26 protein-coding genes are annotated in these 24,394 nt (G+C 71.4%); 15 read left to right on the top strand and 11 right to left on the bottom strand.

The features are described from left to right. The first annotated feature begins 44 nt into the window (after positions 1-44). From ACZ7J0_RS11920 to ACZ7J0_RS11900, 5 genes are all read left to right on the top strand, one after another. Positions 45-935, top strand: a complete 891-nt coding sequence (locus ACZ7J0_RS11920; protein WP_470886763.1) for a L,D-transpeptidase family protein — start codon at positions 45-47, stop codon at positions 933-935. 20 nt (positions 936-955) lie between these two features. Continuing rightward, positions 956-2,116, top strand: a complete 1,161-nt coding sequence (gene alr, locus ACZ7J0_RS11915; RefSeq protein WP_470886418.1) for an alanine racemase — start codon at positions 956-958, stop codon at positions 2,114-2,116. 9 nt (positions 2,117-2,125) lie between these two features. Continuing rightward, on the top strand, positions 2,126-3,337 hold the full coding sequence (locus ACZ7J0_RS11910; RefSeq protein ID WP_470886416.1) for an alpha/beta fold hydrolase: 1,212 nt from the start codon (positions 2,126-2,128) through the stop codon (positions 3,335-3,337). After that, complete coding sequence (gene tsaE, locus ACZ7J0_RS11905; protein ID WP_470886414.1) at positions 3,309-3,887, top strand: tRNA (adenosine(37)-N6)-threonylcarbamoyltransferase complex ATPase subunit type 1 TsaE; 579 nt, start codon at positions 3,309-3,311, stop codon at positions 3,885-3,887. The genes ACZ7J0_RS11910 and tsaE overlap by 29 nt, the downstream gene beginning before the upstream one ends. A 136-nt stretch (positions 3,888-4,023) precedes the next feature. Further along, entirely contained in the window at positions 4,024-4,224 is a 201-nt protein-coding gene (locus ACZ7J0_RS11900) for a hypothetical protein (RefSeq protein ID WP_470886412.1), read from the top strand. A gap of 19 nt (positions 4,225-4,243) precedes the next feature. On the opposite strand, the gene ACZ7J0_RS11895 is transcribed toward ACZ7J0_RS11900, so the two are convergent. Continuing rightward, positions 4,244-4,807 carry a L,D-transpeptidase gene (locus ACZ7J0_RS11895; RefSeq protein WP_470886411.1) on the bottom strand — a complete coding sequence of 188 codons (564 nt, stop codon included), beginning with the start codon at positions 4,805-4,807 and terminating at the stop codon, positions 4,244-4,246. Positions 4,808-4,939: 132 nt separating this feature from the next. On the opposite strand from ACZ7J0_RS11895, the gene tsaB reads away from it, so the two are divergent. From tsaB to ACZ7J0_RS11870, 5 genes are all read left to right on the top strand, one after another. Beyond that, positions 4,940-5,593: a tRNA (adenosine(37)-N6)-threonylcarbamoyltransferase complex dimerization subunit type 1 TsaB gene (gene tsaB, locus ACZ7J0_RS11890; RefSeq protein WP_470886409.1), complete on the top strand. Its 654-nt coding sequence runs from the start codon at positions 4,940-4,942 to the stop codon at positions 5,591-5,593. A 23-nt stretch (positions 5,594-5,616) separates the two neighbouring features. Then, positions 5,617-6,072, top strand: coding sequence for a ribosomal protein S18-alanine N-acetyltransferase (gene rimI / locus ACZ7J0_RS11885; protein ID WP_470886761.1), 456 nt, complete (start codon positions 5,617-5,619; stop codon positions 6,070-6,072). 2 nt (positions 6,073-6,074) lie between these two features. Beyond that, positions 6,075-7,172: a tRNA (adenosine(37)-N6)-threonylcarbamoyltransferase complex transferase subunit TsaD gene (gene tsaD, locus ACZ7J0_RS11880; RefSeq protein WP_470886407.1), complete on the top strand. Its 1,098-nt coding sequence runs from the start codon at positions 6,075-6,077 to the stop codon at positions 7,170-7,172. A 14-nt stretch (positions 7,173-7,186) separates the two neighbouring features. Further along, positions 7,187-7,426, top strand: coding sequence for a hypothetical protein (locus ACZ7J0_RS11875; protein ID WP_470886759.1), 240 nt, complete (start codon positions 7,187-7,189; stop codon positions 7,424-7,426). A gap of 90 nt (positions 7,427-7,516) precedes the next feature. After that, on the top strand, positions 7,517-8,371 hold the full coding sequence (locus ACZ7J0_RS11870) for a polysaccharide deacetylase family protein (RefSeq protein ID WP_470886405.1): 855 nt from the start codon (positions 7,517-7,519) through the stop codon (positions 8,369-8,371). Between the two features lie 32 nt (positions 8,372-8,403). Here the strand turns inward: ACZ7J0_RS11870 and ACZ7J0_RS11865 are convergent, their stop codons facing one another. The 3 genes from ACZ7J0_RS11865 to ACZ7J0_RS11855 are packed head-to-tail and all read right to left on the bottom strand — an operon-like array spanning position 8,404 to position 11,706. Then, positions 8,404-9,861 (bottom strand): hypothetical protein, encoded by a 1,458-nt coding sequence (locus tag ACZ7J0_RS11865; protein WP_470886403.1) that lies wholly within the window; start codon positions 9,859-9,861, stop codon positions 8,404-8,406. Continuing rightward, positions 9,854-10,504 (bottom strand): hypothetical protein, encoded by a 651-nt coding sequence (locus tag ACZ7J0_RS11860; RefSeq protein ID WP_470886401.1) that lies wholly within the window; start codon positions 10,502-10,504, stop codon positions 9,854-9,856. Before ACZ7J0_RS11860 ends, ACZ7J0_RS11865 begins: the two co-directional genes overlap by 8 nt. 2 nt (positions 10,505-10,506) lie before the next feature. Continuing rightward, a complete protein-coding gene (locus tag ACZ7J0_RS11855; RefSeq protein WP_470886757.1) occupies positions 10,507-11,706 on the bottom strand; it encodes a class I SAM-dependent methyltransferase in 1,200 nt (399 codons plus the stop codon). Positions 11,707-11,821: 115 nt separating this feature from the next. Here ACZ7J0_RS11855 and ACZ7J0_RS11850 point away from each other — a divergent pair, with 115 nt between their 5' ends. The 4 genes from ACZ7J0_RS11850 (at position 11,822) to groL (ending at position 15,183) form a co-directional block, all read left to right on the top strand. Then, positions 11,822-12,748, top strand: a complete 927-nt coding sequence (locus ACZ7J0_RS11850) for a polysaccharide deacetylase family protein (RefSeq protein WP_470886399.1) — start codon at positions 11,822-11,824, stop codon at positions 12,746-12,748. 19 nt (positions 12,749-12,767) lie between these two features. Next, entirely contained in the window at positions 12,768-12,968 is a 201-nt protein-coding gene (locus ACZ7J0_RS11845; protein WP_470886397.1) for a hypothetical protein, read from the top strand. 174 nt (positions 12,969-13,142) lie between these two features. Continuing rightward, positions 13,143-13,451, top strand: coding sequence for a co-chaperone GroES (gene groES, locus ACZ7J0_RS11840; RefSeq protein ID WP_073810087.1), 309 nt, complete (start codon positions 13,143-13,145; stop codon positions 13,449-13,451). Between the two features lie 103 nt (positions 13,452-13,554). Next, entirely contained in the window at positions 13,555-15,183 is a 1,629-nt protein-coding gene (gene groL, locus ACZ7J0_RS11835) for a chaperonin GroEL (RefSeq protein WP_470886395.1), read from the top strand. 217 nt (positions 15,184-15,400) lie between these two features. On the opposite strand, the gene ACZ7J0_RS11830 is transcribed toward groL, so the two are convergent. The 6 genes from ACZ7J0_RS11830 to ACZ7J0_RS11805 form a co-directional block, all read right to left on the bottom strand. Then, positions 15,401-16,099, bottom strand: coding sequence for an ester cyclase (locus ACZ7J0_RS11830; protein WP_470886393.1), 699 nt, complete (start codon positions 16,097-16,099; stop codon positions 15,401-15,403). 52 nt (positions 16,100-16,151) lie between these two features. Then, positions 16,152-17,180 (bottom strand): hydroxyacid dehydrogenase, encoded by a 1,029-nt coding sequence (locus tag ACZ7J0_RS11825; RefSeq protein ID WP_470886391.1) that lies wholly within the window; start codon positions 17,178-17,180, stop codon positions 16,152-16,154. Positions 17,181-17,218: 38 nt separating this feature from the next. Continuing rightward, positions 17,219-18,058 (bottom strand): carbohydrate ABC transporter permease, encoded by an 840-nt coding sequence (locus ACZ7J0_RS11820; protein WP_470886389.1) that lies wholly within the window; start codon positions 18,056-18,058, stop codon positions 17,219-17,221. After that, positions 18,055-18,942, bottom strand: coding sequence for a carbohydrate ABC transporter permease (locus tag ACZ7J0_RS11815; RefSeq protein WP_470886387.1), 888 nt, complete (start codon positions 18,940-18,942; stop codon positions 18,055-18,057). The genes ACZ7J0_RS11820 and ACZ7J0_RS11815 overlap by 4 nt, the downstream gene beginning before the upstream one ends. 5 nt (positions 18,943-18,947) lie before the next feature. After that, positions 18,948-20,270: an ABC transporter substrate-binding protein gene (locus ACZ7J0_RS11810; RefSeq protein WP_470886386.1), complete on the bottom strand. Its 1,323-nt coding sequence runs from the start codon at positions 20,268-20,270 to the stop codon at positions 18,948-18,950. A 136-nt stretch (positions 20,271-20,406) separates the two neighbouring features. Further along, positions 20,407-21,525, bottom strand: a complete 1,119-nt coding sequence (locus tag ACZ7J0_RS11805; protein ID WP_470886384.1) for a LacI family DNA-binding transcriptional regulator — start codon at positions 21,523-21,525, stop codon at positions 20,407-20,409. 192 nt (positions 21,526-21,717) lie between these two features. Between ACZ7J0_RS11805 and ACZ7J0_RS11800 the strand changes: the two genes are divergently transcribed. After that, on the top strand, positions 21,718-23,565 hold the full coding sequence (locus tag ACZ7J0_RS11800; RefSeq protein WP_470886383.1) for a DUF2264 domain-containing protein: 1,848 nt from the start codon (positions 21,718-21,720) through the stop codon (positions 23,563-23,565). Here ACZ7J0_RS11800 and ACZ7J0_RS11795 read toward each other — a convergent pair. After that, the gene (locus ACZ7J0_RS11795) at positions 23,562-24,335 is read right to left on the bottom strand and encodes an SDR family NAD(P)-dependent oxidoreductase (RefSeq protein ID WP_470886381.1); all 774 of its coding nucleotides are present in this window, start codon (positions 24,333-24,335) and stop codon (positions 23,562-23,564) included. The two genes, ACZ7J0_RS11800 and ACZ7J0_RS11795, sit on opposite strands and share 4 nt — an antisense overlap. Positions 24,336-24,394: the final 59 nt, after the last annotated feature.

Raw genomic sequence — 24,394 nt, 5'->3', positions numbered from 1 at the left:
GGCGGACGTGACCGGGGGGTCGTGGGGGGTCTCCTGAGGGGGTGATCACTTGGACAAGACACCAGGGCCTCGCCCTCCTCCTGGTCCTCGGCGCCGTTCTCGGGGCAGGACCCGTCGCTTTCGCGCAGTCGGATCCGCCCGCGCCGCCCGGGGCCGGGCTCGTGCCGGGGCTCGTGCCCGTCGGGCCTTCCGGGCCGGAGGACACGATCGATCAGGTGCTGCCGCCGTTCGTGTACACGCCGAGCGCCGAGGAGGACTCGGCCGAGCCGTCTCCGCCCGCCGGGGGCGACGAGCTCGTCGAGTTCGTGCTCCCCGGCGAGGTCGTCGATCGGTACGCCGCCGCGGCCGTCACGTGCACCAAGAAGGCCGGCCCGCACCAGCGGGCGGTCGAGCGCTGGCTCAAGCGCCGGGTGGACGGCAAGCAGTCCGCGGCCGACTGCAAGGCCATCCGGGCGTTCCAGATCAAGCAGAAGATCAAGCCGGCCAACGGCTTCGCCGGACCCGTCACCTGGGGCCGGATGCGGCTGCTCTCCGCCCGCCCCAACCCCAACGCCGCCGGGAAGTGCCCCGTCCGCACCTACCGGGTCGCCTGCGTCGACCAGGCCCGGCAGCTCATGTGGGTGCAGAAGAGCAAGAAGGTCGTCTACGGCCCCGTCCCGATCCGCAGCGGCCGCGCCGGATACCGCACGCGCAACGGCTGGCACAGCGTCTACTGGAAGCACAAGAACCACTACTCGACGATCTACAACGTACCGATGCCCTACAGCCAGTTCTTCAGTGGTGGCCAGGCCTTCCACGCCTCCTCCGGCAGCCTCTACAGCCCCACCGGCAGCCGCGGCTGCGTCAATCTGAGCCACCGCGACGCCCAGCGGCTGTGGGATGTGCTGCTCAAGGGTGACCGGGTCTACATCTGGGGTACGCGGCCGGGGAGCTGACACCTGAGAGACTGGGCGCGATGACTGAGACACCTCCGCCTCTTCGAGCACGCGCCGAGATCGACCTGGGCGCGCTGCGCGCCAATGTCCGCGCGCTGCGCGCCCGTGTCGCGCCCCACGCCCAGGTGATGGCCGTGGTCAAGGCGGACGCGTACGGCCATGGCGCCGTGCCCTGCGCCCGGGCGGCGCTGGAAGCCGGCGCCACCTGGCTCGGCACCGCCACCCCGCACGAGGCGCTCGCCCTGCGGGCCGCCGGCATCGACGGTGCCCGGATCCTGTGCTGGCTGTGGACCCCGGGCGACCCCTGGGACCGCGTGATCGAGGCCGGTATCGACGTGTCGGTGAGCGGCATGTGGGCGCTGGCGGAGGTCACCGGGGCCGCCCGCCGCACCGGCACCACCGCCCGCGTCCAGCTCAAGGCCGACACCGGCCTCGGCCGCAACGGCTGCCAGCCCGCCGACTGGCCCGAGCTGGTCGGTGAGGCGCTGAAGGCCGAGCGCGACGGGCTCGTGCGGATCACCGGCCTCTGGTCGCACTTCGCCTGCGCCGACGAACCCGGCCACCCGTCCATCGCGGCCCAGCTGGACGTCTTCCACACCATGCTGGCGTACGCCGAGAAGGCCGGCGTGGAGCCCGAGGTGCGGCACATCGCCAATTCCCCGGCCACCTTGACGCTCCCGGAGACCCATTTCGACCTCGTACGCCCCGGCATCGCGATGTACGGCGTCTCGCCCAGCCCCGAGCTCGGCACCCCGGCCGACTTCGGTCTGCGGCCGGTCATGACGCTCGCCGCCGGTGTCGCCCTGGTCAAGCAGGTCCCGGCGGGGCACGGCGTCAGTTACGGCCACCACTACGTCACCGACCGGGAGACCACCCTCGGGCTGGTCCCCCTCGGCTACGCGGACGGTGTCCCGAGGCACGCCTCAGGGCGCGGCCCGGTCCTCGTCGGAGGCAAGGTCCGTACGGTCGCCGGCCGGGTCGCCATGGACCAGTTCGTCGTCGACCTCGGTGGCGACGTGGTGGAACCGGGCGCCGAAGCCGTGCTGTTCGGGCCGGGCGACCGGGGCGAGCCGACCGCCGAGGACTGGGCGCGCGCGGCGGACACCATCGCGTACGAGATCGTCACGCGCATCGGTTCGCGCGTCCCGCGCGTCTATCTGCACGAGAGTGACGACCACTAGGGAGCGGTTGTGAGCGAGACCAGCGCCGAGACACTCGCCACCGCTGCCACGGGCAGCTGGCGGCGCGCCGGATTCGCCGGCGCCGCGATAGGCGTGATCGCGGCCGGAGCGGCGGCCGGTGTCGCCGTCGAGCGGCTCACGGTGGGACGCGGCATGCGCCGCAAGGCCCGCCTCGCCCTCGACGCCGCCGGGCCCTACGGCGCGCTGCGCGGCACCCCCGCCAAGGCGGTCGCCGACGACGGGACCGAGCTGTACTACGAGGTCGACGAGGTCGAGTCGGACGCGCCGTCGCCCCGCCGCCGCAGACTCTTCGGCCGCAAGGCCCCCGCGCCCGTCACGGTCGTCTTCAGCCACGGCTACTGCCTCAACCAGGACTCGTGGCACTTCCAGCGGGCAGCCCTGCGCGGAATCGTCCGGACGGTCCACTGGGACCAGCGCAGCCACGGCCGCTCGGCCCGGGGCATCGCCCAGGCCGGACCCGACGGGGTGGCCGTCACCATCGACCAGCTGGGCCGCGATCTCAAGGCCGTGCTCGACGCGGCCGTGCCCGAGGGCCCGCTCGTACTGGTCGGGCACTCGATGGGCGGCATGACGGTGATGGCCCTGGCCGAGCAGTACCCGGAGCTGATCCGGGAACGGGTCGTGGGTGTCGCCTTCGTCGGGACGTCCTGCGGGCAGCTGGGCGAGGTCAACTACGGTCTGCCGGTCGCCGGGGTCAACGCCGTACGACGGGTGCTCCCCGGCGTGCTCCGGGCGCTCGGCTCCCAGGCGGAGCTGGTGGAGCGGGGCCGGCGGGCCACCGCGGACCTGTTCGCCGGGCTGATCAAGCGGTACTCGTTCTCGTCCCGGGACGTCGACCCGGCCGTGGCCCGCTTCGCCGAGCGGATGATCGAGAGCACGCCGATCGACGTGGTCGCCGAGTTCTACCCGGCGTTCACCGAGCACGACAAGGCGGAGGCGCTCGACATCTTCCGGGAGGTGCCTGTCCTCGCCCTGGCCGGGGACCGTGATCTGGTCACCCCCAGCTCGCACACCGAGGCCATCGCCGACCTGCTGCCCGACGCGGAGCTGGTCATCGTGCCGGACGCCGGGCACCTGGTGATGCTGGAGCATCCGGAGGCGGTCACCGACCGGCTGGCGGACCTGCTGGCGAGGGTCGGCGCGGTGCCGGAAGCGGCTAACGTTGGCCCGTATGGAAGCACCGCACATCCCCGGGGCTGAGCCCGCCGGAACCACCGGGGCGCCCCGGACCACCGACACCGTCGAGACGTCCCGGACCGCCGGGACCAACGAGACCACCGCTCTCCTCTCCGTCGACTCGCCCGGAGAGATGCAGGAGCTGGGCCGGCGCCTCGCCGCCCTGCTGCGCCCGGGCGACCTGGTGATGCTCACCGGCGAACTGGGCGCGGGGAAGACCACCTTGACCCGGGGCCTGGGCGAAGGCCTCGGGGTGCGCGGGGCGGTCACCTCGCCGACGTTCGTCATCGCCCGCGTGCACCCCTCGCTCACCGGCGGCCCCGCCCTCGTCCATGTCGACGCCTACCGGCTGGGCGGCGGGCTCGACGAGATGGAGGACCTCGACCTCGACGTCTCGCTGCCCGAGTCGGTCGTGGTCGTGGAGTGGGGCGACGGAAAGGTCGAGGACCTCTCCGAGGACCGGCTGCACGTACTGATCCACCGGGTCGTGGGCGACACGGACGACGACCGCCGCCAGGTGACGCTGAGGGGCCTGGGCGCCCGCTGGTCCGAGGCGGATCTCGCCCTGGGCTAGTCCGGCGCGATCGGCCTGTGTGTTCCGACAAGACGTCGGCAAGATGTTGCGCCGGTCGTACGAGGCGTGGTGACATGGGACCACGAACTGGTTAGGTCTACCTAACCACGCTGCCCCCGGAGCCCCAGGAGGCACCATGCCGGCGCCCGAGAAGCCTGCCGCGCGGCCGCGGCCGACCGCGTTGTCGATGCGCGAACTGCTGGCGTCGTGCGAGGCGGCCACGGCCGTGTCCACCCCGCCCGGTCAGGCCGGGGCCGAGGCCGGTCAAAGGACAGACCGGGTCCGGGTGGTTGAGGTGAACCACGTGGAGCGGGCCACCGGGCGGGACGCCGCGTAGCCCGTACGGGGGAAAGTCGTCAGGGGACGACGACCACCTTCGAGCCGATCGTCGCGAAGGTCCACAGCGCGTCGCCGTCCGCCCGCTTCATCCGGATCCCGCCTGTCTTACGGGAGGGATCCGGGCTCGGGAGCGTGCCGTCCACCGCCGCGCTGAAACCGATCGGCACGTCCTGCGCGACCGTGAACCGCACGACGTGCTCCACGCGCACACCGTCGGTGCCGCGCACGGAGTTGGAGCGGGACGTCACCGCGTACGTACCGGGCCGCGGGCTGACCGTGCTCGGCTTGACGCTGAAGGCGCGCGACGGCTTGCCGTTCCTCTCCACCAGCCAAACGCGCCGGTCGCCGAGGCCGTACACGACGCGCATGCCGGTGCCCGAGTGCGCCGGAACCGCGAGGGGGTCCTTGACCTTCTTCGGCGGGGCACCGGCGGTGGGGAGGGTGGGGCTCACGATCGGGGCCTCGGGCGTGGCCGCCAGGTCCGCGGGGAGGGAGGCCGACGCCTGGTAGGCGAGGAAGCCGACTGCGGCGAGCGCCGCCGCCGTGAGCCCGGCCACGAATCCCGAGCTGCTCCTCGCCACGGTGCCCACCTCTCTCTCCCTGAGCTTTCCGCCCGGGAGCTACCCCCATGCCCTGTCGGAGGTGACGGTAGCAGCCGAGCGGAAGAGGGGCGGGGCGCCGTGCCTTGGGCGCCGGAGCCGTAGGCTGTTCGCGTGCTCTTGCTCGCCGTTGATACCGCCACGCCCGCCGTCACCGTCGCCCTGCACGACGGGGAGTCCGTCGTCGCCGAGTCCAGTCAGGTCGACGCCCGCCGGCACGGGGAACTGCTCCTGCCCGCCGTCGACCGTGTCCTCACGAAGGCCGGTCTCGCCCTGGACGCGGTGACGGGTGTCGTCGTCGGCGTCGGCCCCGGTCCGTACACCGGACTGCGCGTCGGCCTGGTGACGGCCTCCACCTTCGCCTCGGTGCTCGGGGTCCCCGTGCACGGCCTGTGCACGCTCGACGGTCTCGCGTACGCCTCGGGGCTCGAGGAGCCCTTCGTGGTGGCGACGGACGCGCGCCGCAAGGAGGTCTACTGGGCGCGGTACGACGGATTCCGTACGCGCGCGGGGGAGCCGGCCGTCGACCGGCCCGCCGAGATCGCCGAGCGGGTCGCCGGGCTCCCGGCGGTCGGCGCGGGCGCGGCCCTGTACCCCGAGGTCTTCCCGGACGCCCGCGGTCCCGAGCACCAGTCCGCGGCCGCGCTCGCCGCGCTGGCCGCGGAACGCCTGGCGGCGGGCGAGGACTTCCTTCCCCCGACCCCGCTGTATCTGCGGCGGCCGGACGCGCAGGTGCCGAAGAACTACAAGGTGGTCACTCCCCGGTGAGCACCACCGCGGCACTGCGCGAAATGCGCTGGTGGGACATCGGGCCGGTGCTGGAGCTGGAGCACGACCTCTTCCCCGAGGACGCCTGGTCGGCGGGGATGTTCTGGTCCGAGCTGGCCCATGCGCGCGGCCCGGGGGCCTCTCGGCGCTATGTGGTCGCACAGGACGCGGAGGGCCGGCTCGTCGGCTACGCGGGCCTTGCGGCCGCCGGCGGGCTCGGTGACGTCCAGACCATCGCCGCCGCCCGTGAGCAGTGGGGGACGGGCCTCGGCGCCCGGCTCCTCACCGACCTGCTGCAGTACGCCACGGCCTTCGAGTGCGACGAAGTGCTCCTCGAAGTGCGCGTGGACAACACCCGGGCGCAGAAGCTGTACGAGCGCTTCGGCTTCGAGCCCATCGGCTTCCGGCGCGGCTACTACCAGCCGGGCAATGTCGACGCGCTCGTGATGCGACTGACCGTTCAAGGAACAGAGACGTGACTATGGCTGACGAACCGCTCGTACTCGGTATCGAGACCTCCTGCGACGAGACCGGTGTCGGCATCGTCCGGGGTACGACCCTGCTCGCGGACGCGATCGCGTCCAGCGTGGACACCCACGCACGGTTCGGCGGTGTGGTGCCGGAGATCGCTTCGCGCGCCCACCTGGAGGCGATGGTGCCGACCATCGAGCGGGCGCTGAAGACCGCCGGGATCTCCGCGCGGGATCTCGACGGCATCGCGGTCACGGCGGGCCCCGGGCTCGCGGGCGCGTTGCTGGTGGGCGTCTCGGCGGCGAAGGCGTACGCGTACGCCCTGAACAAGCCGCTGTACGGGGTGAACCACCTGGCCTCGCACATCTGCGTCGACCAGCTGGAGCACGGGCCGCTGCCCGAGCCGACGATGGCCCTGCTGGTCAGCGGCGGCCACTCCTCGCTGCTGCTCGCCCCCGACATCACCGCCGACGTCCGCCCGATGGGGGCGACGATCGACGACGCGGCCGGTGAGGCCTTCGACAAGATCGCGCGGGTGCTGAACCTGGGCTTCCCGGGCGGTCCGGTGATCGACCGGCTCGCCAAGGAGGGCGACCCGGAGGCGATCGCCTTCCCGCGCGGGCTGAGCGGCTCCCGCGACCCCGCGTACGACTTCTCCTTCTCCGGCCTGAAGACCGCGGTGGCCCGCTGGATCGAGGCCAAGCGGGCGGCGGGCGAGGAGGTGCCCGTACGCGACGTGGCGGCGTCCTTCCAGGAGGCCGTCGTGGATGTCCTCACCCGCAAGGCCGTCCGGGCCTGCAAGGACGAGGGCGTCGACCATCTGATGATCGGAGGTGGCGTCGCGGCCAACTCCCGTCTGCGCGCGCTGGCGCAGGAGCGGTGCGAGCGGGCCGGCATCCGGCTGCGCGTGCCCCGGCCGGGACTGTGCACGGACAACGGCGCGATGGTCGCGGCGCTCGGCGCGGAGATGGTGGCGCGCAACCGGCCGGCCTCGGACCTGGAGCTGTCCGCGGACTCCTCGCTGCCGGTGACGGACCCGCACGTGCCCGGTCACACGCACGACCACGACCATGTGCACGAGGTGAGCAAGGAGAACCTGTACTCGTGACGACGGTGACCCTGATGTGGGAGGCGCGGGCCGTGCACGGCAGGGGCTCCGAACTCCTCGAATGGGCCCGGGCGCAGGAGCTGGCGGCCGAGCCGCTGCGCCGTGAGCTCTTCTCGGCGCCCCAGGACAGGGTGCTCGTGATGACCTGGTGGGACGCCGCGTACGACGCCGATCTGCCCGAACTGCCCGAGCCGGCCGACGATCTGATCACCCGTCCGGTGCACCGCTGGCGCTTCGAGTCGCACGGCACCTGAGCCTTCTGGGCCCCACGGGGAACCGAACGCCTCATTCCGCCATCAAGCAGTAGGCAGGAATGGTGCAGACGTTCGGACGTGGGGTTTCGGGTGGGGAAGAGGATCGCGGGCGCGGCGCTGGCCGCTGCTTTGCTGCTTTCGGGCTGTTCGGTGGGGATCCCGGCGTCCGCGGACCAGGCGCGGCGCGGGGACGATCCGAAGGCCGCGTCCACGGCGCCGCCCACCCCGGCGCCGTCCGCGACGGCGGACGGCGGTGAGGCCGCGACCGCGGCCGCCTACCGCAAGTGGGGTCTGAAGCCCTTCGCCGCGCCGCCCGCGCCCCCGAAGACCAAGCCGGTCAGGACCGGCGGCGGCACGGTGCCGGTGATCAGTGAGATACCGACGAAGGAGAAGATCGTCTTCGTCACCTTCGACGACGGCGCCGAGAAGGACCCCAAGTTCGTCGAGATGATGCGGGACCTGAAGATCCCGGTCACGATGTTCCTCACCGATGCGGCGATCCGCGGCGACTACGGCTACTTCACGCCGCTGCGGCAGCTGGGAAGCGGCGTCGCGAACCACACGCTGACCCATCCCAACCTGCGCACCCTGGGCGCGGGGGCCCAGAAGCACGAGATATGCGGGCAGCAGACCAGACTCGCCAAGGAGTACGGGACCACCCCCCGCCTCATGCGCCCGCCCTACGGCAACTGGAACGAGTCCACGCGGGCCGCGGCCGGGCAGTGCGGGCTCGACGCGATCGTGTTGTGGCGCGAGTCGATGCAGATCACGAACATGCAGTACCAGCGCGCCGACAAGAAGCTGCACCCCGGTGACATCATCCTGGCCCACTTCCGCGGCCCCTCGGAGCTCAAGGGCACGACGATGACCGAGATGACGGCCAACATGCTCCGGCACATACAGGAGCAGGGCTTCACGGTGGCCCGCCTGGAGGACTACGTCTGATCGCGCCCCCGGCGGCGAGCCCTTTCGGCCGGTCAGTAGCGCAGGATCTGCCCGGAGAGCGTGCCGATCAGGACCGTGCCGTCGGGGGCCGCGCTCAGGGAGAGCGGGACGTACCGCGGGATCAGGCGACGCCGGAGCACGGTCCCGTCCAGGGCGTCCACGGCGAGCAGGGTGCCGTCCTCGCAGACGACGTGCAGGACGCCGGCGTGCGCGTCGAGCGCCGTGGCGGGGGAGTCCAGCGGGTGGCTCCACCCCGGCGCGCCGGAGGGGAAGGCACGGCGCACGAGCTGCTTGTGGCCGTGGAGCAGGGCGGGTCCGGCACCGTCGTGGACGTACACCGCGGGGCCGAGGGGCCGGTCCACGGTGAACAGCGGTGCGGGTGTGCCGTCGTGGGCCAGAGCGACCACGGTGTCGCGCCGTCCGTAGAGCAGTTCGGGGCCGCGGCGGACGCGGAGCGGGGTCATGTCGTACCGGTCGGGTGCGTGGAAGGAGCCGAGGGGCGTCCCGTCGTGCGCGAACACACGGGTGTTGGGCGGGGTGGGGTCCTCGGCGTCGATGCTGCGGTTGTAGGTGTCGCGCACGGCCCAGGTGCCGTCCGTCCGCGCGGACAGCGCGGCCGAGAAGTCCACGGAGCACCGGTCGAGGACCGAGCCGTCGGCCGTGTCGATCAGCGGGAAGTCCGTCCGTTTCCGCGCGTCCTCGCCGGGCACGGCGACCCGCGCGGTCCGTTCGTCGGCGGCGAGCGCGATGCTCGCTCCGCCGGCCGGCGAGGGGGCGGGGACCGACCACAGCGGTGATCCGTCCGGCGCCCAGCACTCCAGGACGGTGCCCGTACGGACCGCGAGCACCCGGCCGTCGGAGAGCGCGGCCACGTCCTGGACGCGGCCCCGGCCGTCCCAGGACCGTCCCGCCGCGGCGGCGAGCGTCCGCAGGGAAGGCCCGGGAGGAGGGGGCTCCCGGTCGTCGGTCCACGGGTCGTACGGCAGCCGGGGCAGCGCCGCCAGGTCGACCGCGTCGGGAGCGAGGCCGAGCCAGTCGTCCCGCTCGATCCGGCAGCGGGCGTCCACCGGGTCCCCGCTCCAGGAGTCACCGGAGTCGTAGAAGAACAGGTCCATCTCGAGCGTGCGCTCGTCGAACCAGCGCACGGCCTCGATTCCGCAGCGCGGATCGGGGAAGTCGACGCGGTGTCCGGTGTCGGGTTCGAAGAGGGTGAGGCTGCCGTTGCGGTCGTACTCGTCGCCGTTGTCGCAGCCGATGGCGAGGACCGGGAGGACGGGGTGGAAGGCGATCGAATCGGCCTCCATGGTGAACACCAGCAGGTGCGCACAGCTCAGATCGGCGGCGCGGTAGAGGGCGAGTGTGCTGGAGGCGCTGGTCACCGACATGGCGGCGATCCACCGGCCGTCGGCGCTGAGCGCCACCTGGCTCGGGGGCCCGAACAGTTCGGGAAACGGATCGTCCCTGAGGACGGCGAGGGGCGAGTCAGCCATGGTGCTCCTCCATGTGCGCGAAGGTGACGCGGGCGAGGGTGTCCAGTGCCTGCGCGGTCGCCTCGGGCGCGTACGACCGCAGGGACGCGGCGAACGCCTCCGAGCGCGCGCACAGCGCCCGCGCCTCGAGGGCCTGCGCGAGGCGGGGCATCAACTCCTCGAAACAGTACGGGTGTTCGTTGGCGATGAAGTCGCGCAGGCTCTCCTCGAAGGAGGTGAACTCCTCGTCGTAGGCCCATGTGTCCATGCCGAACAGCAAGGGAAAGCGTGCCCGCGCCTCCCAGGGCGCCAGGGGCACCTCGTCGTACCCCGGTTCCCCCTGCCGGTCGGCCAGCCGCAGCAGCATGGCCAGGTCGGTCATGAAACCGGGAACGCTCCTGGGGCCCGCGGCGGCGGTCCACGAGCGCCGGGTGTCCGCCGGGCAGGTGGCGAAGAACGCGTCGGTGAAGGTGACCGAGAGGTAGTCGAGCTGGGAGGCGAGCGGCTGCAGCGTCCGCCGCCAGGGCGCGTCCCAGTGCTCGGTGCGGGTCGTCCGCTTGAGGCGCAACACCTCCCACTCCAGCGGGTCGGGGCCGTCGGCGGCGAGCCCGGCGAGGAGCGCGAGCGGGCCGCTGGTGAGTATCCCCTCGGGGTGCAGGGCCATCGTTACGCCGGCCCGCCGATCAGCATGGCGGGCGCTCCCGCGACGCGGGTGAGGAAGACCGTCGCGGAGTTCGGGCCCTTGGGCTTCACCTTGCGGCGCAGCTCCTCGGGCTCGACCGCCGAGCCGCGCTTCTTCACCGTCAGTGTGCCGACCTCGCGGTCCTTCAGCAGGGCCTTCAGCTTCTTGAGGTTGAAGGGGAGTTCGTCGGTGATCTCGTAGGCCGTGGCATAGGGCGTGGGGCGCAGCTCGTCGGCCGTGATGTACGCGATCGTCTCGTCGATCAGTCCGCCGTCGAGGTCTTCGGCCACTTCGGCGACCAGATGGGCGCGGATGACGGCGCCGTCGGGCTCGTAGAGGTAGCGGCCGACCGTGCGGACCGGCGGATTCGGCAGGCCGCGGCCGGTGAGGGAGGCGCCGGAGGGGAGGAGGGTGGCGCGACGGGCGCCGGGGACGACGGGGCTCGTGCGGGGGCCCGGGGCGTGGTGCCAGAGCACCGCTTCCTTGACGTCGCCGCCGTCGGAGATCCACTCGGCCTCGAAGTCGTCGGGGACCAGCTCGTGGGGGATGCCGGGGGCGATCTTGATCGCGCCGGTTCCTCGTTCGCGGACCGCCCCGATCGCCCAGGACAGCGGGGGCGAATACGCCTCCGGATCGAAGATGCGACCCCGCCCGCCCCGGCGCGCCGGATCGATGAAGAGGGCCTCGCCGGCCGGCTCGACCTCGGCCACGTCCCCCGTCACGACCGTGACCGGCGCGTCGCCGAGCAGCGCCTCGATGTTGGCCCGGGCCACTTCGCAGGTCAGGGGGTCGATGTCGACCGCCTCGACCACGAACCCCGCACGGGCGAGGGCGAGCACGTCACCGCCGATGCCGCAGCACAGATCGGTGATCGAGGCGGGGCCGATGTCCTGGAAGCGGCGGGCCCGGTACGCGGCGACGGACGCGCGCGTGGACTGCTCGACCCCGTTCGGGGTGAAGTACATCCGGTACGCGTCCTCGGCACCGAACTTCGCCACCGCCCGCTGCCGCAGCCTCGCCTGGGACAGGGCGGCCGACACCAGCCCGGCCGGGTGCTCGCGACGCAGCCGGGAGGCGATCGCCAGCTCCTGGGCCGGGTCGTAGTCCCGCAGGGCGGCGAGCAGGGCCTGACCCTCGGGGCCGAGGAGCGCGGAGAAGGGAACAAGATCGGTCACCCGCCCCATTGTGGGCCAGGCGGGGGATGGTGCGCGTCCGGCGGCGGTGTCGGCCCGGCGCGGGGCGTTCGCGCTGACAGGATGCGGCGCCATGCAGCTAGTACGACAAAAGGACCATATCCAAATGTTGCGATGCTTCCGGCCGGCGGTCGTCGGGGCGGTCGTGCTGGCCGCCGCCCTGGGTTCCGGGTGTGCCGCGGAGCCGCCGGAGGGGGAGCGGGGGCCCCGGGCGGCGGCCGGTCGGGAACCCTCGGCGGGGCCGGCGGCCGGCCAGCCCCGGCAGGCGCCCGGCGCGGCGGGGGCACTGGCCGCCTATGTCGAGCGAACCCGGCGGGCCCGGGCGGCGCGCGCCGTCGCCGCGAAGAAGTGGGGCCTGGCCAAGGTCCCGCTCGCCGCGCCGCCGCCGCCCGCCGTCAAGCCGAAAATCACCACCCGCAAGGGCTTCGAAACCGACGGCGAGGACCTGCCGCCGGTCTTCACCACCGTGCCGACCAAGGACAGGGTCGTCTTCCTGACGATCGACGACGGCTCGGAGAAGGACCCCGAGCTGCTGCGGATGATGACCGAGCTGAAAATCCCGTACAGCGCCTTCCTCAGCGACTACCTGGTGAAGGACGACTACGGCTACTTCCAGAAGATGCAGGACCGCGGAGTGGCGCTGCACAACCACACCCTGAACCACCGCTATATGCCCGGGCTCTCCTACGAACAGCAGGAGCGGGAGATCTGCGGCCAGCAGGAGAAGATCGAGAAGCGGTACGGCAAGCGCCCGCCGCTCTTCCGGCCCCCGTTCGGCAACTACAACGAGGACACCCTGCGGGCCGCCAAGTCCTGCGGGGTCAAGGCCGTGCCGCTGTGGGCGGCCGAGGCGTTCCCGGACCGGATGGAGTGGCGCGAGTGGGACCGGGACCTGCACCCCGGCGACATCGTGCTCACGCACTTCAGAGGCCGCGAGGACTGGAAGGGCACCATGGCGGACATGATCCGTCAGGTGATGAAGACGATCACGGACAAGGGCTACGCCGTGGCGAAGCTGGAGGACTACGTATGACCCGGTGGGGGTCCCGTCCATGACGCGTACGCGCCGGCTGCTGGCGGGATCCCTGGCGGCCGGTGTTCTGCTCGTCGGCGCCGGGTGCGCGCCCGCGGTGGACCCCATCGAGCGGTTGGGCAAGAAGGCGGCGCAGGAGGTGGGGCCGCGGCACGCGCCCGGCGGCGGGGCGGCCGGCGCCCTGACGGACCGGGCGCGAAAAACGCCGCGCCGCCGCTGAATTGGCACTCCGCTTGACCGAGTGCTAATCCCGGTCATAGTCTCGGCACTGGCACTCCCCACTGGAGAGTGCCAACACAGCGACGGGCAGGTCCGGCACCCGCGACGACGGATCCACCTGGTCGCCACCTCAGACAGTTAACCCCGTGAGATCTCCGAAGGGGGAGGTCGGATCGTGACGACCACCAGCTCCAAGGTTGCCATCAAGCCGCTCGAGGACCGCATTGTGGTCCAGCCGCTCGACGCCGAGCAGACCACCGCCTCTGGCCTGGTCATCCCGGACACTGCCAAGGAGAAGCCCCAGGAGGGCGTCGTCCTGGCCGTGGGCCCGGGCCGCTTCGAGAACGGCGAGCGCCTGCCGCTCGACGTCCAGACCGGCGACATCGTGCTGTACAGCAAGTACGGCGGCACCGAGGTGAAGTACAACGGCGAGGAGTACCTCGTCCTCTCGGCTCGCGACGTGCTCGCGATCGTCGAGAAGTAATTCACCCGAAGCAGATGCTTTGAGCTGCGCCCCTGACCCCCATACCCGGGCGTCCAGGGGCGCAGTTCGTTAAAACGAATTCCGAGAGGGCTGAACCGCTCCCATGGCGAAGATCCTGAAGTTCGACGAGGACGCCCGTCGCGCCCTTGAGCGCGGCGTCAACAAGCTTGCCGACACGGTGAAGGTGACGATCGGCCCCAAGGGCCGCAACGTCGTCATCGACAAGAAGTTCGGCGCCCCCACCATCACCAACGACGGTGTCACGATCGCCCGCGAGGTCGAGCTCGACGACCCGTACGAGAACCTCGGCGCCCAGCTCGTGAAGGAGGTGGCGACCAAGACCAACGACATCGCGGGTGACGGCACCACCACCGCCACCGTACTGGCCCAGGCGCTGGTCCGCGAGGGTCTGCGCAACGTCGCCGCGGGCGCGTCCCCGGCCGCCCTGAAGAAGGGCATCGACGCCGCGGTGAAGGCCGTGTCCGAGGAGCTCCTCGCGACCGCCCGCCCGATCGACGACAAGTCCGACATCGCCGCCGTCGCCGCGCTCTCCGCGCAGGACCAGCAGGTCGGCGAGCTCATCGCCGAGGCGATGGACAAGGTCGGCAAGGACGGTGTCATCACCGTCGAGGAGTCCAACACCTTCGGCCTGGAGCTCGACTTCACCGAGGGCATGGCCTTCGACAAGGGCTACCTGTCCCCGTACATGGTGACCGACCAGGAGCGTATGGAGGCCGTCCTCGACGACCCGTACATCCTGATCCACCAGGGCAAGATCTCCTCGATCCAGGACCTGCTGCCGCTCCTCGAGAAGGTCATCCAGGCCGGCTCCAGCAAGCCGCTGCTGATCATCGCCGAGGACGTCGAGGGCGAGGCCCTGTCGACCCTGGTCGTGAACAAGATCCGTGGCACCTTCAACGCCGTCGCCGTGAAGGCCCCCGGCTTCGGTGACCGCCGCAAGGCGATGCTCGGCGACATGGCCACCCTCACCGGTGCCACCGTCATCGCCGAGGAGGTCGGCCTCAAGCTCGACCAGGCCGGTCTGGACGTGCTCGGCACCGCCCGCCGCGTGACGATCACCAAGGACGAGACGGTCATCGTCGACGGCGGCGGCAACGCCGACGACGTCGCGGGCCGTGTCAACCAGATCAAGGCCGAGATCGAGTCCACGGACTCCGACTGGGACCGCGAGAAGCTCCAGGAGCGCCTCGCGAAGCTGGCCGGCGGCGTGTGCGTGATCAAGGTCGGCGCCGCCACCGAGGTGGAGCTGAAGGAGAAGAAGCACCGTCTCGAGGACGCCATCTCCGCGACCCGCGCCGCGGTCGAGGAGGGCATCGTCTCCGGTGGTGGCTCCGCGCTGGTCCACGCCGTCAAGGTCCTCGAGGGCAACCTCGGCAAGTCGGGCGACGAGGCCACCGGTGTCGCGGTCGTCCGCCGCGCCGCCGTCGAGCCGCTGCGCTGGATCGCCGAGAACGCCGGCCTCGAGGGCTACGTCATCACCTCGAAGGTGGCGGAGCTGGAGAAGGGCAACGGCTTCAACGCCGCCACCGGCGAGTACGGCGACCTGGTGAAGGCCGGCGTCATCGACCCGGTCAAGGTCACGCGCTCCGCCCTGGAGAACGCCGCGTCGATCGCCTCCCTGCTGCTCACGACCGAGACCCTGGTCGTCGAGAAGAAGGAAGAGGAGCCGGCGGACGCGGGCCACGGCCACGGCCACGGTCACTCCCACTGAGACCCTTCAGGTCCGCGGGACCCGGTCTGAGAAGGCCGGGTCCTGAAAAGGCCGGGTCTTGAGAAGGCCCCGGTCTTGAGAAGGCCCCGGTCCTGAGAAGGCCCCGGTCCTGAGAAGGTCCCGGTCTTGAGAAGGCCCCCGTTCCCCTGCGGCTCAGCGGTGGGACGGGGGTCTTCTGCTTGCCTTGTGCGGTTGTGTGTCGTTCCTTCTGGCTGCGTCACATTTCCAGTACGTCGAGCTGGCCCATCAGGCCGAGCCGGTCGTACTGCCACCAGCCCTCCTCGATCTTGCCGTCCTCACGGAAGCGGTGGACGACCGTGCCGGTCATGGAGACGGTCTTGCCGGTGGGAGCGATCCCCATGAATTCGCCCGTGTGCGTGCCCTTCCAGGTCATACGCGTGCACACCCGGTCGCCCTCGGCCATCTGGTCCTCGATGTCGAAGACGAAGTCGAAGCCGCCGCGCCACTCCTCGGCGCCGCGCCGGAACGCGTCCATGCCGATGGCGTCCGGATCGTTGCCGGGATCGTGGTCGTGGTAGTTCTCCGCGAGCACCTCGTCGAGCGGGGGCAGCTCGCCCTTCATGGCGAGCAGCTCGAAGAACCGGCGGGACGTCGTCTTGAAGAGCTGTTCGTCGCGGACCACGTCCAGGTCCATGAACGTCGGCATCCCGTCACACAGCGCGACCATTTCCTGGAAGATCCGGTCGGTCTCGGGAAGCTTCGAGTTCTTCATCGCCACTTCGTAGGACGGGAATTCGACGATCTCCACGAGGTGGGAGCCGTCGGAGCGGTCCTTGCCGAGGACGTTGTGGGTGGCGGTCCGCTTGCCCTGGGTCTGCTCGATCCACTTGTCCAGGAGCCGGTTCATGTCGTCGAACCGCTCCGTCTTGCAGTCGATGATCTGCACGAATGTCATGGTGCCTCCCGATTAGGTCGGACAAGCACCATTTTAGACAGTGGGGCGTTTTTCAGGCCGATCGGTTCAGTGCCCCCGGGAGCACCGGGTCGGCGAAGGGCTCACCGCGCGAGAAGCGCTCCAGCTCGTCCAGCGCCTGGTCGGCCATCCGGTGCAGTTCATTGCCGAGGGACCCGGCGATGTGCGGGGTGAGCAGGACGTTCGGCAGCGTGTAGAGGGGAGAGTCCGGGGGCGGCAGCTCCGGGTCGGTGACGTCGAGGACCGCGTGGAGACGGCCCGAGATCAGATGCGGCAGCAGGGCGGGCTCGTCGATCAGCGAGCCGCGCGAGGTGTTGATGAGCGTGGCCCCCTCGCGCATCAGGCCGAGCTGGCGCGGGCCGATCATCCGGTACGTGGCCGGGAGCTCCGGGGCGTGGACGGACACGATCGCGCTCCGCGCGCACAGGGTGTCCAGGGAGGCGAGCTCGACGCCGAACGCGGCCGCCTCGGCAGCGGTGACGAACGGATCGTAGAGCAGGACCCGCAGGTCGAAGGGGCGCAGCAGCTCGATGACCCGGCGCCCGATGCGCGAGGCCCCGACGATCCCGACCGTACGGCGGTAGTTCCCGGCATCGTCGAGTTCCCGGCGCCAGTCGTGCGCGGCGCGCAGCTCCCCGTAGAGGTGTGCGGACCGCTGGACCCGCTTGCCCGCGAGCAGGATGGTCGCGAGCGTGTACTCCGCGACGGGGAGGGCGTTCGCGCCGGCGGCCGAGGTGACCGCGATGCCGCGCTCCCAGCAGGCGTCGGTGATGTGGTGTTTGACCGAGCCGGCGGCGTGGACGACGGCCCGCAGCCGGGGCGCGCGGTCGAGGATCTCGGGCGTCAGCGGCGTGGCGCCCCAGCAGGTGAGGAGGACCTCCGCCCGGTCGAGCGCCCGTGCCACGGCCGGGGAGGGGTCGGTGAGATCGTGGGCGACCAGGTGGGGGTCGGTGCGGGTCAGGGCCGCCAGGCGGGTGCGGTGGGCGTCGGTGAGCAGGCGCTGCGCGATGTCCGGTGCCATCGCCAGCAGCAGCGCGGGCCGGTTGTCAGTGGCGTGGTGCATGGTGGAACTGAAGCTCCTCACTTGGCCTGGTGTGCTCGTCACTTGACGCTGCCGGCGGTCAGACCGGCCTTCCAGTGGCGCTGGAGCGAGACGAAGGCGACGACCAGGGGGACGATGGCGAGCAGCGAGCCGGTGACGACGAGGGGGTAGAAGTCCGGTTCCGCGTGGGCGTTGCTGTTCCACGCGTAGAGACCCAGGCTCAGCGGGAAGAGGTTCTGGTCCGACAGCATCACCAGGGGGAGGAAGAAATTGTTCCAGATCGCGGTGAACTGGAAGAGGAAGACGGTCACGAAGCCCGGCATGACCATGGGCAGACCGATCGACCAGAAGGTGCGCAGTTCGCCCGCCCCGTCCATACGCGCGGCCTCCAGGGCCTCGTCGGGGATGTAGCCGGCGCTGAAGACCCGGGCGAGATAGACGCCGAAGGGGTTCACCAGAACCGGGATGAGCACGGCCCAGTACGTGTTGACGATGCCGGTCTCGCTGGCGAGCAGATACATGGGCAGGGCGAGGGCGGTGGTCGGGACGAGCACGCCCAGCAGGACCACGCCGAACAGCTTCTCCTTGCCCGGGAAGTCGTACTTGTCGAAGGCATAGCCGGCGGCGACGCTGATCAGCGAGCAGGCGACGGCCCCGCCGCCCGCGTACAGCAGGCTGTTGAGATACCAGCGGAAGTAGACGCCGTCGCCGTAGTCGGCGAGGCGGGTGAGATTGCCGCCGAAATCGAAGCCCTCGAAGGAGAAGGCGTTCCCGGCGAGCAGACCACCCGCGTCCTTGGTGGCGGCGGTGACCAGCCATACGAGGGGGAAGAGCATGTAGACGACGGCGAGGAGCAGCGCTCCGTTGACGGCGGTCTTGGAGAGCCGGCGGTTCGTCACGGGCGCTTCCCCTTCCGTCCGGTGAGGCGGGTGACCGCGAAGGAGAGCAGCGCCGCGGTGAGCGCGAGGAGTACGGAAGCGGCGGCGGCGAGCCCGTAGTCGTTGCGGTCGAAGGCCGCGGTGTAGGCGTACATGTTCGGGGTCCAGGTGGAGGTGACGGCGGAGCCCGTGCCCTTGTTGAGGATCAGCGGCTCGGTGAACAGCTGCAGCGAGCCGATGACGGTGAACAGGCCGACCATCGCCAGGGAGGCACGGATGAGGGGGAGTTTGATGCTGAAGGCGATGCGCCAGGCGCCGGCTCCGTCCACGGTGGCGGCTTCGAGGACGGACCGGTCGATCGCCTGGAGGGCCGCGTAGAAGATCACCATGTTGTAGCCGAGCCACTCCCACAGGGCGATGTTGACCACGGAGGGGAGTGCGGCACCGGGGGAGAAGAAGTCGAGACCGATGCCGCCGGACTCCATCGCCTCGACGACGGGGCTGAGTTGGGGGGTGTAGAGGTAGACCCAGATCAGCGCGGCGATGATGCCGGGGACGGCGTGCGGCAGGAACAGCGCGAGCTGGAAGAAGCGACGGGCCCGGGCCAGTGCCGAGTCGAGCAGCAGGGCGAGTGCGAGGGCTCCGGCGAGCAGCAGGGGGATGTAGAGGAGGCAGTATCCGAGCAGTACGCCGAAGCCGTCGAGGAAGGCCCGGTCACCCAGCGCCGCCAGGTAGTTGCCGAGGCCGCTGAAGACGGTCTCGGTGCCGCCGAAGCCCAGTCCCGACTGCTTCTCGGTGAACAGGCTGAGCCAGAGCGCGTAGCCGATCGGCACCACCATCACCGCGGTGAACAGGGTGAAGAAGGGGGCGAGCAGCACCGTGGCGGCGCGGGTGCGGGCCTTCATCGACGTCAGCCCTCGACCTTCAGACCGCGCTTGGTCAGCTCGGCCACGGTGGCGTCGTGCCCGGCCCTGACGGCGTCGGCGAGGGTGGTGCCACCGCCCTTGACCTTGCCGAACCGGTCCTTGATGGCGTTGTTGGTCGTGCCGGTCGCGGGGCCCCAGGTCCAGTTCGGCCCGATGGAGGCACCGGCGGTCTCGAACAGCGCGTAGATGTCCTGCCCGCCGTAGAAGCCGGCGTCGAAGGACTTCTTGGCGACGGGGCGCAGCGCGGTGGCGGCGGGGAAGGCGCTGGAGGTGCCCGAGGCGATGCGTGCCGTGACGCCCTCCTCCGTGGTCGCCATCCAGGCGGCGAACTCGACCGCCGCGGCCGCCTTCTTGCTGCCCTTGGTCACGGCGAAGGTGGAGCCGCCGAGCATCCCGCTCGCCGGCTTCCCGTCCCAGGTCGGCACCGGGGCGACGGCCCATTTGCCGCTCTGCTCGGGGAGGGTGCCCTTGAGGACGCCCGCGCCCCAGGACGCGCCGAGGTAGCCGATGGTGGTGCCGTTCTTCAGCGAGCCGGTCCACTCCGGGCTGAACGAGGCGTTGTTGTGGACCAGTCCGGCGTCGAGCAGGCCCTGCCAGTACGCGGTCACCCTGGTGGTCGCCGGGTCGGTGGTGTCGACCTTCCAGGTCTCGTTCTCGGCCTTGAACCACTGGGCGCCGGCCTGCCAGGCCATGGCTTCGAAGGTGGTCGGGTCGTCGGGGAAGAAGGTGGCGATCCGCGCCTTGCCGTCGGCCTTCTTCACCTTCTCGGCGGCGGCCTTGAACTCGTCCCAGGTCGTGGGGACGGTCACGCCGTACCTGGCGAAGAGATCCTTGCGGTAGTAGAAGGCCTGCGGCGCGGCGTCGAACGGGACGGCCCAGGTCTTGCCGCCCAGTGTGGTGAGTTCGACGGCCCGCGGAAGCAGTTTCTTCCGGTCGTCCTGCGAGAAGTGCGCGCCGATGTCCTGCAGGGAGCCGGCGCTGACGAACTCGGGCAGCGAGGGGTACTCGATCGAGACCAGGTCGGGGGCGTTGCCCGCCTTCACGGCGTTGGAGATCTTGGCGTAGCCGCCGGCGTTGCCGGACGGGATCTCCTCGAACGTCACCTGGATGTTCTTGTGCGACGCGTTGAAGGCGTCGACGACATCCTTGGAGCCCTTGGCCCAGCCCCAGAAGGTGATGGTCACGGGCTTGCCGTCGGACCCTTGGGCCGACGTGCCGTCACCGCTGCCGCCGCAGGCCGTCAGGACGGCGAGGGCGGTGGCGGCGCCGGCTATGACACGAGATGTTCTGCTCCAACTGCGGCTCACGGCACGGCTCCTGAGGACGGGCGGCATGGACGTTGTGGCCGCGATCCTTGGACCAGTTCTGACCGAAGTCAAGAGCGAAAGATTGATTGATCGAAAAAAGGTCAGATCGATCAGAGGTGAGGGTTCCCCCTCCGGCTCAGGCCCGGACCGCTCCGCACGAGGCCCTGACGCGCAGCCGGGGGAGCAGGCTCAGATGGCGCCTGGGAGCCTCCTCGTCCTGGCCGGTGCCCGCGTCGCCGTCCTCGTCCGCGCCGCCGCTGAGCCGCTCGAGCAGCAACTCCGCGGCGTGGCGCCCCACCTGGCGCTTGGGCGGGGCGACCGCCGTCAGTGGAATGGGCGCGAGGGCGGCGACCTCGTCGTCGTACGCGATCACGGCCAGATCGTCCGGCACCCGCACCCCGAGCTCGGCGAGCCGCTGCACCATCTGGATGGCGTCCACGTCGTTGTGGACGAGCGCGGCCCTCGCCCCGCCCGAGACGACCGCCGACCGGATCGCCGCCACCGCCTCCTCGAACTTCTCCGGGTGGGTTTCGGCCGGCATGGAATCGATCACCGGTCCCGGCGCCCGCAGTCCCAGCGCGTCCAGCGCCTCGCCGTACCCGGCGCGCACGGCGAGCGCCGTCGGGCTGTCCGAACGGGCCACGAGCAGAGGCGATCCATGCCCGAGCCCCACCAGATGACGTACGGCGAGCAGCACCCCGTGCCGGTGGTCGGACGACACCCGGTCGAGGCCGTCCATCGGGGAGCCGGGCGCCGCGCGCCGCTCCACGAGCACGGCGGGGACGGGCAGTTCGGCCAGCCAGTCGCCGTACGCGGCCCGGTCCTCCGGCGCCCGCCAGCCGGGGGCGACCAGCACGCCCTCGGCGCCCGCCGCGAGGAGCCCCTCCGTCCGGGCGCGGTCGTCCTCGGGCCGGTAGTCCGAGACGCGCAGGACCAGCCGCGCCCCGGCCCGCGCCGCCGCCTCGTGGGCCCCCCGGATGACCTCGGCGAAGTAGTACGTCGACGAGGGTGCGAGCAGGCCGATGACCAGGCCCGCACCGGCCCGCGGGATTCCCCGTTCACGCTGCGGCGCCGGCCAGGAGACCTGGCCGTGCACCCGGTCCAGATGGCCCTGGGCGGCCAGGGCCTCCACGTCCCGGCGGGCGGTGACCGGGGAGACCCCGAGCAGCGCGGCCAGGTCCGAGACGCGCGCCGAACCGCGCTCCCGCACCAGGGCCAGCAGTCGGTCGTGACGTTCAGCAGCACTCGCGCGCACGGCGGAAGTCTCCCTCGTGGTGGGGTGGCCGGGTCAGGAGTCGCCCGGGTAGCCAGACCTTAGTGCACGCGTGATCGAACGACGGGAGTTTCGATCATTCGGTCCGATCCATTGACGGTCGATCAGGGCCATGTCCATCATTCCGGCGACGCAGCGAGCCGATCTCCACGAGCCGATCTCCAGGGGAGCCTCATGCCCACGCCGCCCGAGAACCGTGTCCTCAGCCCGTACACCGGGTGGACCCGCGCTCACTGGGAGGCCGCCGCCGACGAACTCCTCCTGGCCGTCAGGCCGTACGCCTCGCCCCGCCATGGCCTGATCCAGCTTCCCGGCGACCGTCCCAGCTGGTCAGGGGCACGCTCCGACGGCCTCGAAGGCTACGCCCGCACGTTCCTCCTCGCCGCGCTCCGGGTCGCGGGCGCCCAGGGCGACGACCCACACGGCCACCTCGTGCGTTACGCCGAGGGCCTCGCCGCCGGCACTGAACCCGGCGCCCACCCGGGCCCCTGCACGCACGCGGACCACAGCAGTGACTGCAGTGACTGCAGTGACTTGGGTGACTGCAGTGACACATGGCCGCTCATGGCGGATGTCCGCCAGGCCGTCGTCGAAGCGGCGTCCGTCGCCCTCGCCCTTCGCCTCACCCGGCCCTGGCTCTGGGACACGCTCGACGACCGCACCCGTCACCAGGTCGTCGACTGGCTGCTGCCGGCCCTCGGGCCCTCACCCGTCGACAACAACTGGTGGCTCTTCGGCCTCACCGTCGCCGGCTTCCTCCAGGACGCGGGCATCGAGACCGACCGCGCGACCGCCACCATCGACCGCTCCCTCGCCCGGATCGAGGAGTGGTACCTCGGCGACGGCTGGTACAGCGACGGCGACAACCGCGCCTTCGACCACTACAACGCCTGGGCCCTGCACTTCTACCCCGTGCTGCACGCCCACCTCTCCGGCGACCAGGCACTCCTCACCCGGTACGGTCCGCGGCTGCGGGCCCAACTCGAGGGATACGTCCGCCTCTTCGACCGCGACGGCTCGCCCCTTCCGTACGGCCGCTCGCTCACCTACCGATTCGCCGCGGCCGCCGCCCCCTGGCTCGGCGCCCTCACCGGCCACACCCCGCTCACCCCCGGTGCCACCCGCCGCCTCGCCTCCGGCACCCTGCGCCACTTCCTCGACCAGGGTGCCACCGACGCGCGCGGGCTGCTCACCCTCGGCTGGCACGGCCCGTACCCGCCGCTCGTCCAGCACTACTCGGGCCCGGCCTCTCCCTACTGGGCGTCCAAGGGCTTCCTCGGCCTCCTCCTGCCCGCCGATCACCCGGCGTGGACCGATCCCGAGGAGCCGCTCCCCGCCGAGACCTCCGACGCGGTCACCGCCCTCCACGCACCAGGCCTGCTCGTCCAGTCCACCGCCGCCGACGGACTCGTACGCCTTCACAACCACGGCAGCAACCACGTCGGCCGCCACGACGACCCGGGCTACGCCCGCTTCGCCTACTCCACCCGCACCGGCCCCACCGCCCCCGGTGACCAGGCCGACAACCATTTCGCCCTCGTCCTCGACGGCACGGTCACCACCCGCGGCCCCGCCACCCCGCTCGGCACCGGACCGGACTGGGCCGCCTCGCACCACACGCCCCGCCCCGGTGTGCGGGTCCTCTCCGCCACCGTCGCGCACGGCCGCGCCGAGGTCCGCGCCCATCTGGTGCTCGGCGCGCCCGAAGGCACCGCCGTACGCCAGACCGGCTGGGCCACCACCCCCGGCGGGCCCACCGCCCAACTGCACCCCGTCCACGGCTACCCGCGGTGCGCCGAGACCGTCGAACTCACCACCGGCTCCACCCTCCAGGGCCCCCGCTCCCGCACCGCCGCCCTGCACGCCACGGTCACCGGCCCCGAGGCGCTCTTCATCGCCCTCGCCTCGCTCACCGACGAGCCGGACCCCGCACCGGTCGCCACGCTCGCCGACATCCAGGTCACGGACCGGACGATCCGAGTGACCTGGCGGAACGGAACCACGGCCCACCTCACCCTCTAGCGAGGGCCGTACGCGCGCCCCGCCTTGGAGCTCACCCCTCCGAGCAGGCCGCGAGGGGCCAGCTTCACCACACCCATCAACGCCTTGTAGCGCGCGTCAGGAATGGACAGCGTCCTGCCCCGCGCCAGATCCGCCAGCGCCGTCTCCACCAGCTTGTCGGCGTCCAGCCACATCCAGCCGGGAATGTTGTCCGTACCCATCCCGGCCCGCTCGTGGAACTCCGTCCGCACGAAGCCCGGGCAGAGCGCCATCAGCCGCACCCCGCTCCCCGACAGGTCGCGCGCCGCGCCCTGAGTGAACTGCACGACCCACGACTTCGACGCGCCGTACGTCCCCCGGGGCACGAAGGCCGCCACCGACGCGACATTCACCACGCCGCCCCTGCCCCGCCCGCGCATCGACTCCGCGGCCGCCGACGTCAGCCGCAGCACGGCCTCACAGTGGACCTTCAGCATCTTCAGCTCGTCGGCCATCGACACTTCCAGGAACCGGCCCTTGTTCCCGAACCCGGCGTTGTTCACCAGCAGATCCACCGGCTGCTTCGGGTCGGACAGACGTGCCTCCACGGCCGCGATCCCGTCGTCCTCGGACAGGTCGGCCGCCAGCACCTCCGCCTCGACGCCATGCCGGTCGTGCAGCTCGGTCGCGTGCTCCCGAAGCCGCTTCACATCGCGGGCCACCAGCACCACGTCATGTCCGTTCGCCGCCAGGCGCCGCGCGAAGGCGGCGCCGATCCCGGCCGTAGCGCCTGTAATCAGTGCAGTCGTCATACGCGGCACGTTAGTGCCCGCGTCGGCGGGCGACGTACGCGCCTGCGGCGCCCGCGCCA

Source organism: Streptomyces sp. NPDC038280, from assembly GCF_055600045.1.
Note: the sequence above shows the minus strand (reverse complement) of the source record. Positions and strands in the feature narration are given on the sequence as shown.

Coding starts and splice junctions, on each gene's coding strand:
- ACZ7J0_RS11825 (WP_470886391.1), bottom strand. CDS start 17,180: ATGCACCACGCCACTGACAACCGGCCCGCGCTGCTGCTGGCGATGGCA.
- rimI (WP_470886761.1), top strand. CDS start 5,617: ATGCGCTGGTGGGACATCGGGCCGGTGCTGGAGCTGGAGCACGACCTC.
- alr (WP_470886418.1), top strand. CDS start 956: ATGACTGAGACACCTCCGCCTCTTCGAGCACGCGCCGAGATCGACCTG.
- ACZ7J0_RS11815 (WP_470886387.1), bottom strand. CDS start 18,942: ATGAAGGCCCGCACCCGCGCCGCCACGGTGCTGCTCGCCCCCTTCTTC.
- ACZ7J0_RS11860 (WP_470886401.1), bottom strand. CDS start 10,504: ATGGCCCTGCACCCCGAGGGGATACTCACCAGCGGCCCGCTCGCGCTC.
- ACZ7J0_RS11850 (WP_470886399.1), top strand. CDS start 11,822: ATGTTGCGATGCTTCCGGCCGGCGGTCGTCGGGGCGGTCGTGCTGGCC.
- ACZ7J0_RS11845 (WP_470886397.1), top strand. CDS start 12,768: ATGACGCGTACGCGCCGGCTGCTGGCGGGATCCCTGGCGGCCGGTGTT.
- ACZ7J0_RS11900 (WP_470886412.1), top strand. CDS start 4,024: ATGCCGGCGCCCGAGAAGCCTGCCGCGCGGCCGCGGCCGACCGCGTTG.
- ACZ7J0_RS11865 (WP_470886403.1), bottom strand. CDS start 9,861: ATGGCTGACTCGCCCCTCGCCGTCCTCAGGGACGATCCGTTTCCCGAA.
- ACZ7J0_RS11800 (WP_470886383.1), top strand. CDS start 21,718: ATGCCCACGCCGCCCGAGAACCGTGTCCTCAGCCCGTACACCGGGTGG.
- groL (WP_470886395.1), top strand. CDS start 13,555: ATGGCGAAGATCCTGAAGTTCGACGAGGACGCCCGTCGCGCCCTTGAG.
- tsaD (WP_470886407.1), top strand. CDS start 6,075: ATGGCTGACGAACCGCTCGTACTCGGTATCGAGACCTCCTGCGACGAG.
- ACZ7J0_RS11830 (WP_470886393.1), bottom strand. CDS start 16,099: ATGACATTCGTGCAGATCATCGACTGCAAGACGGAGCGGTTCGACGAC.
- tsaE (WP_470886414.1), top strand. CDS start 3,309: ATGGAAGCACCGCACATCCCCGGGGCTGAGCCCGCCGGAACCACCGGG.
- ACZ7J0_RS11795 (WP_470886381.1), bottom strand. CDS start 24,335: ATGACGACTGCACTGATTACAGGCGCTACGGCCGGGATCGGCGCCGCC.
- ACZ7J0_RS11855 (WP_470886757.1), bottom strand. CDS start 11,706: ATGGGGCGGGTGACCGATCTTGTTCCCTTCTCCGCGCTCCTCGGCCCC.
- ACZ7J0_RS11875 (WP_470886759.1), top strand. CDS start 7,187: ATGTGGGAGGCGCGGGCCGTGCACGGCAGGGGCTCCGAACTCCTCGAA.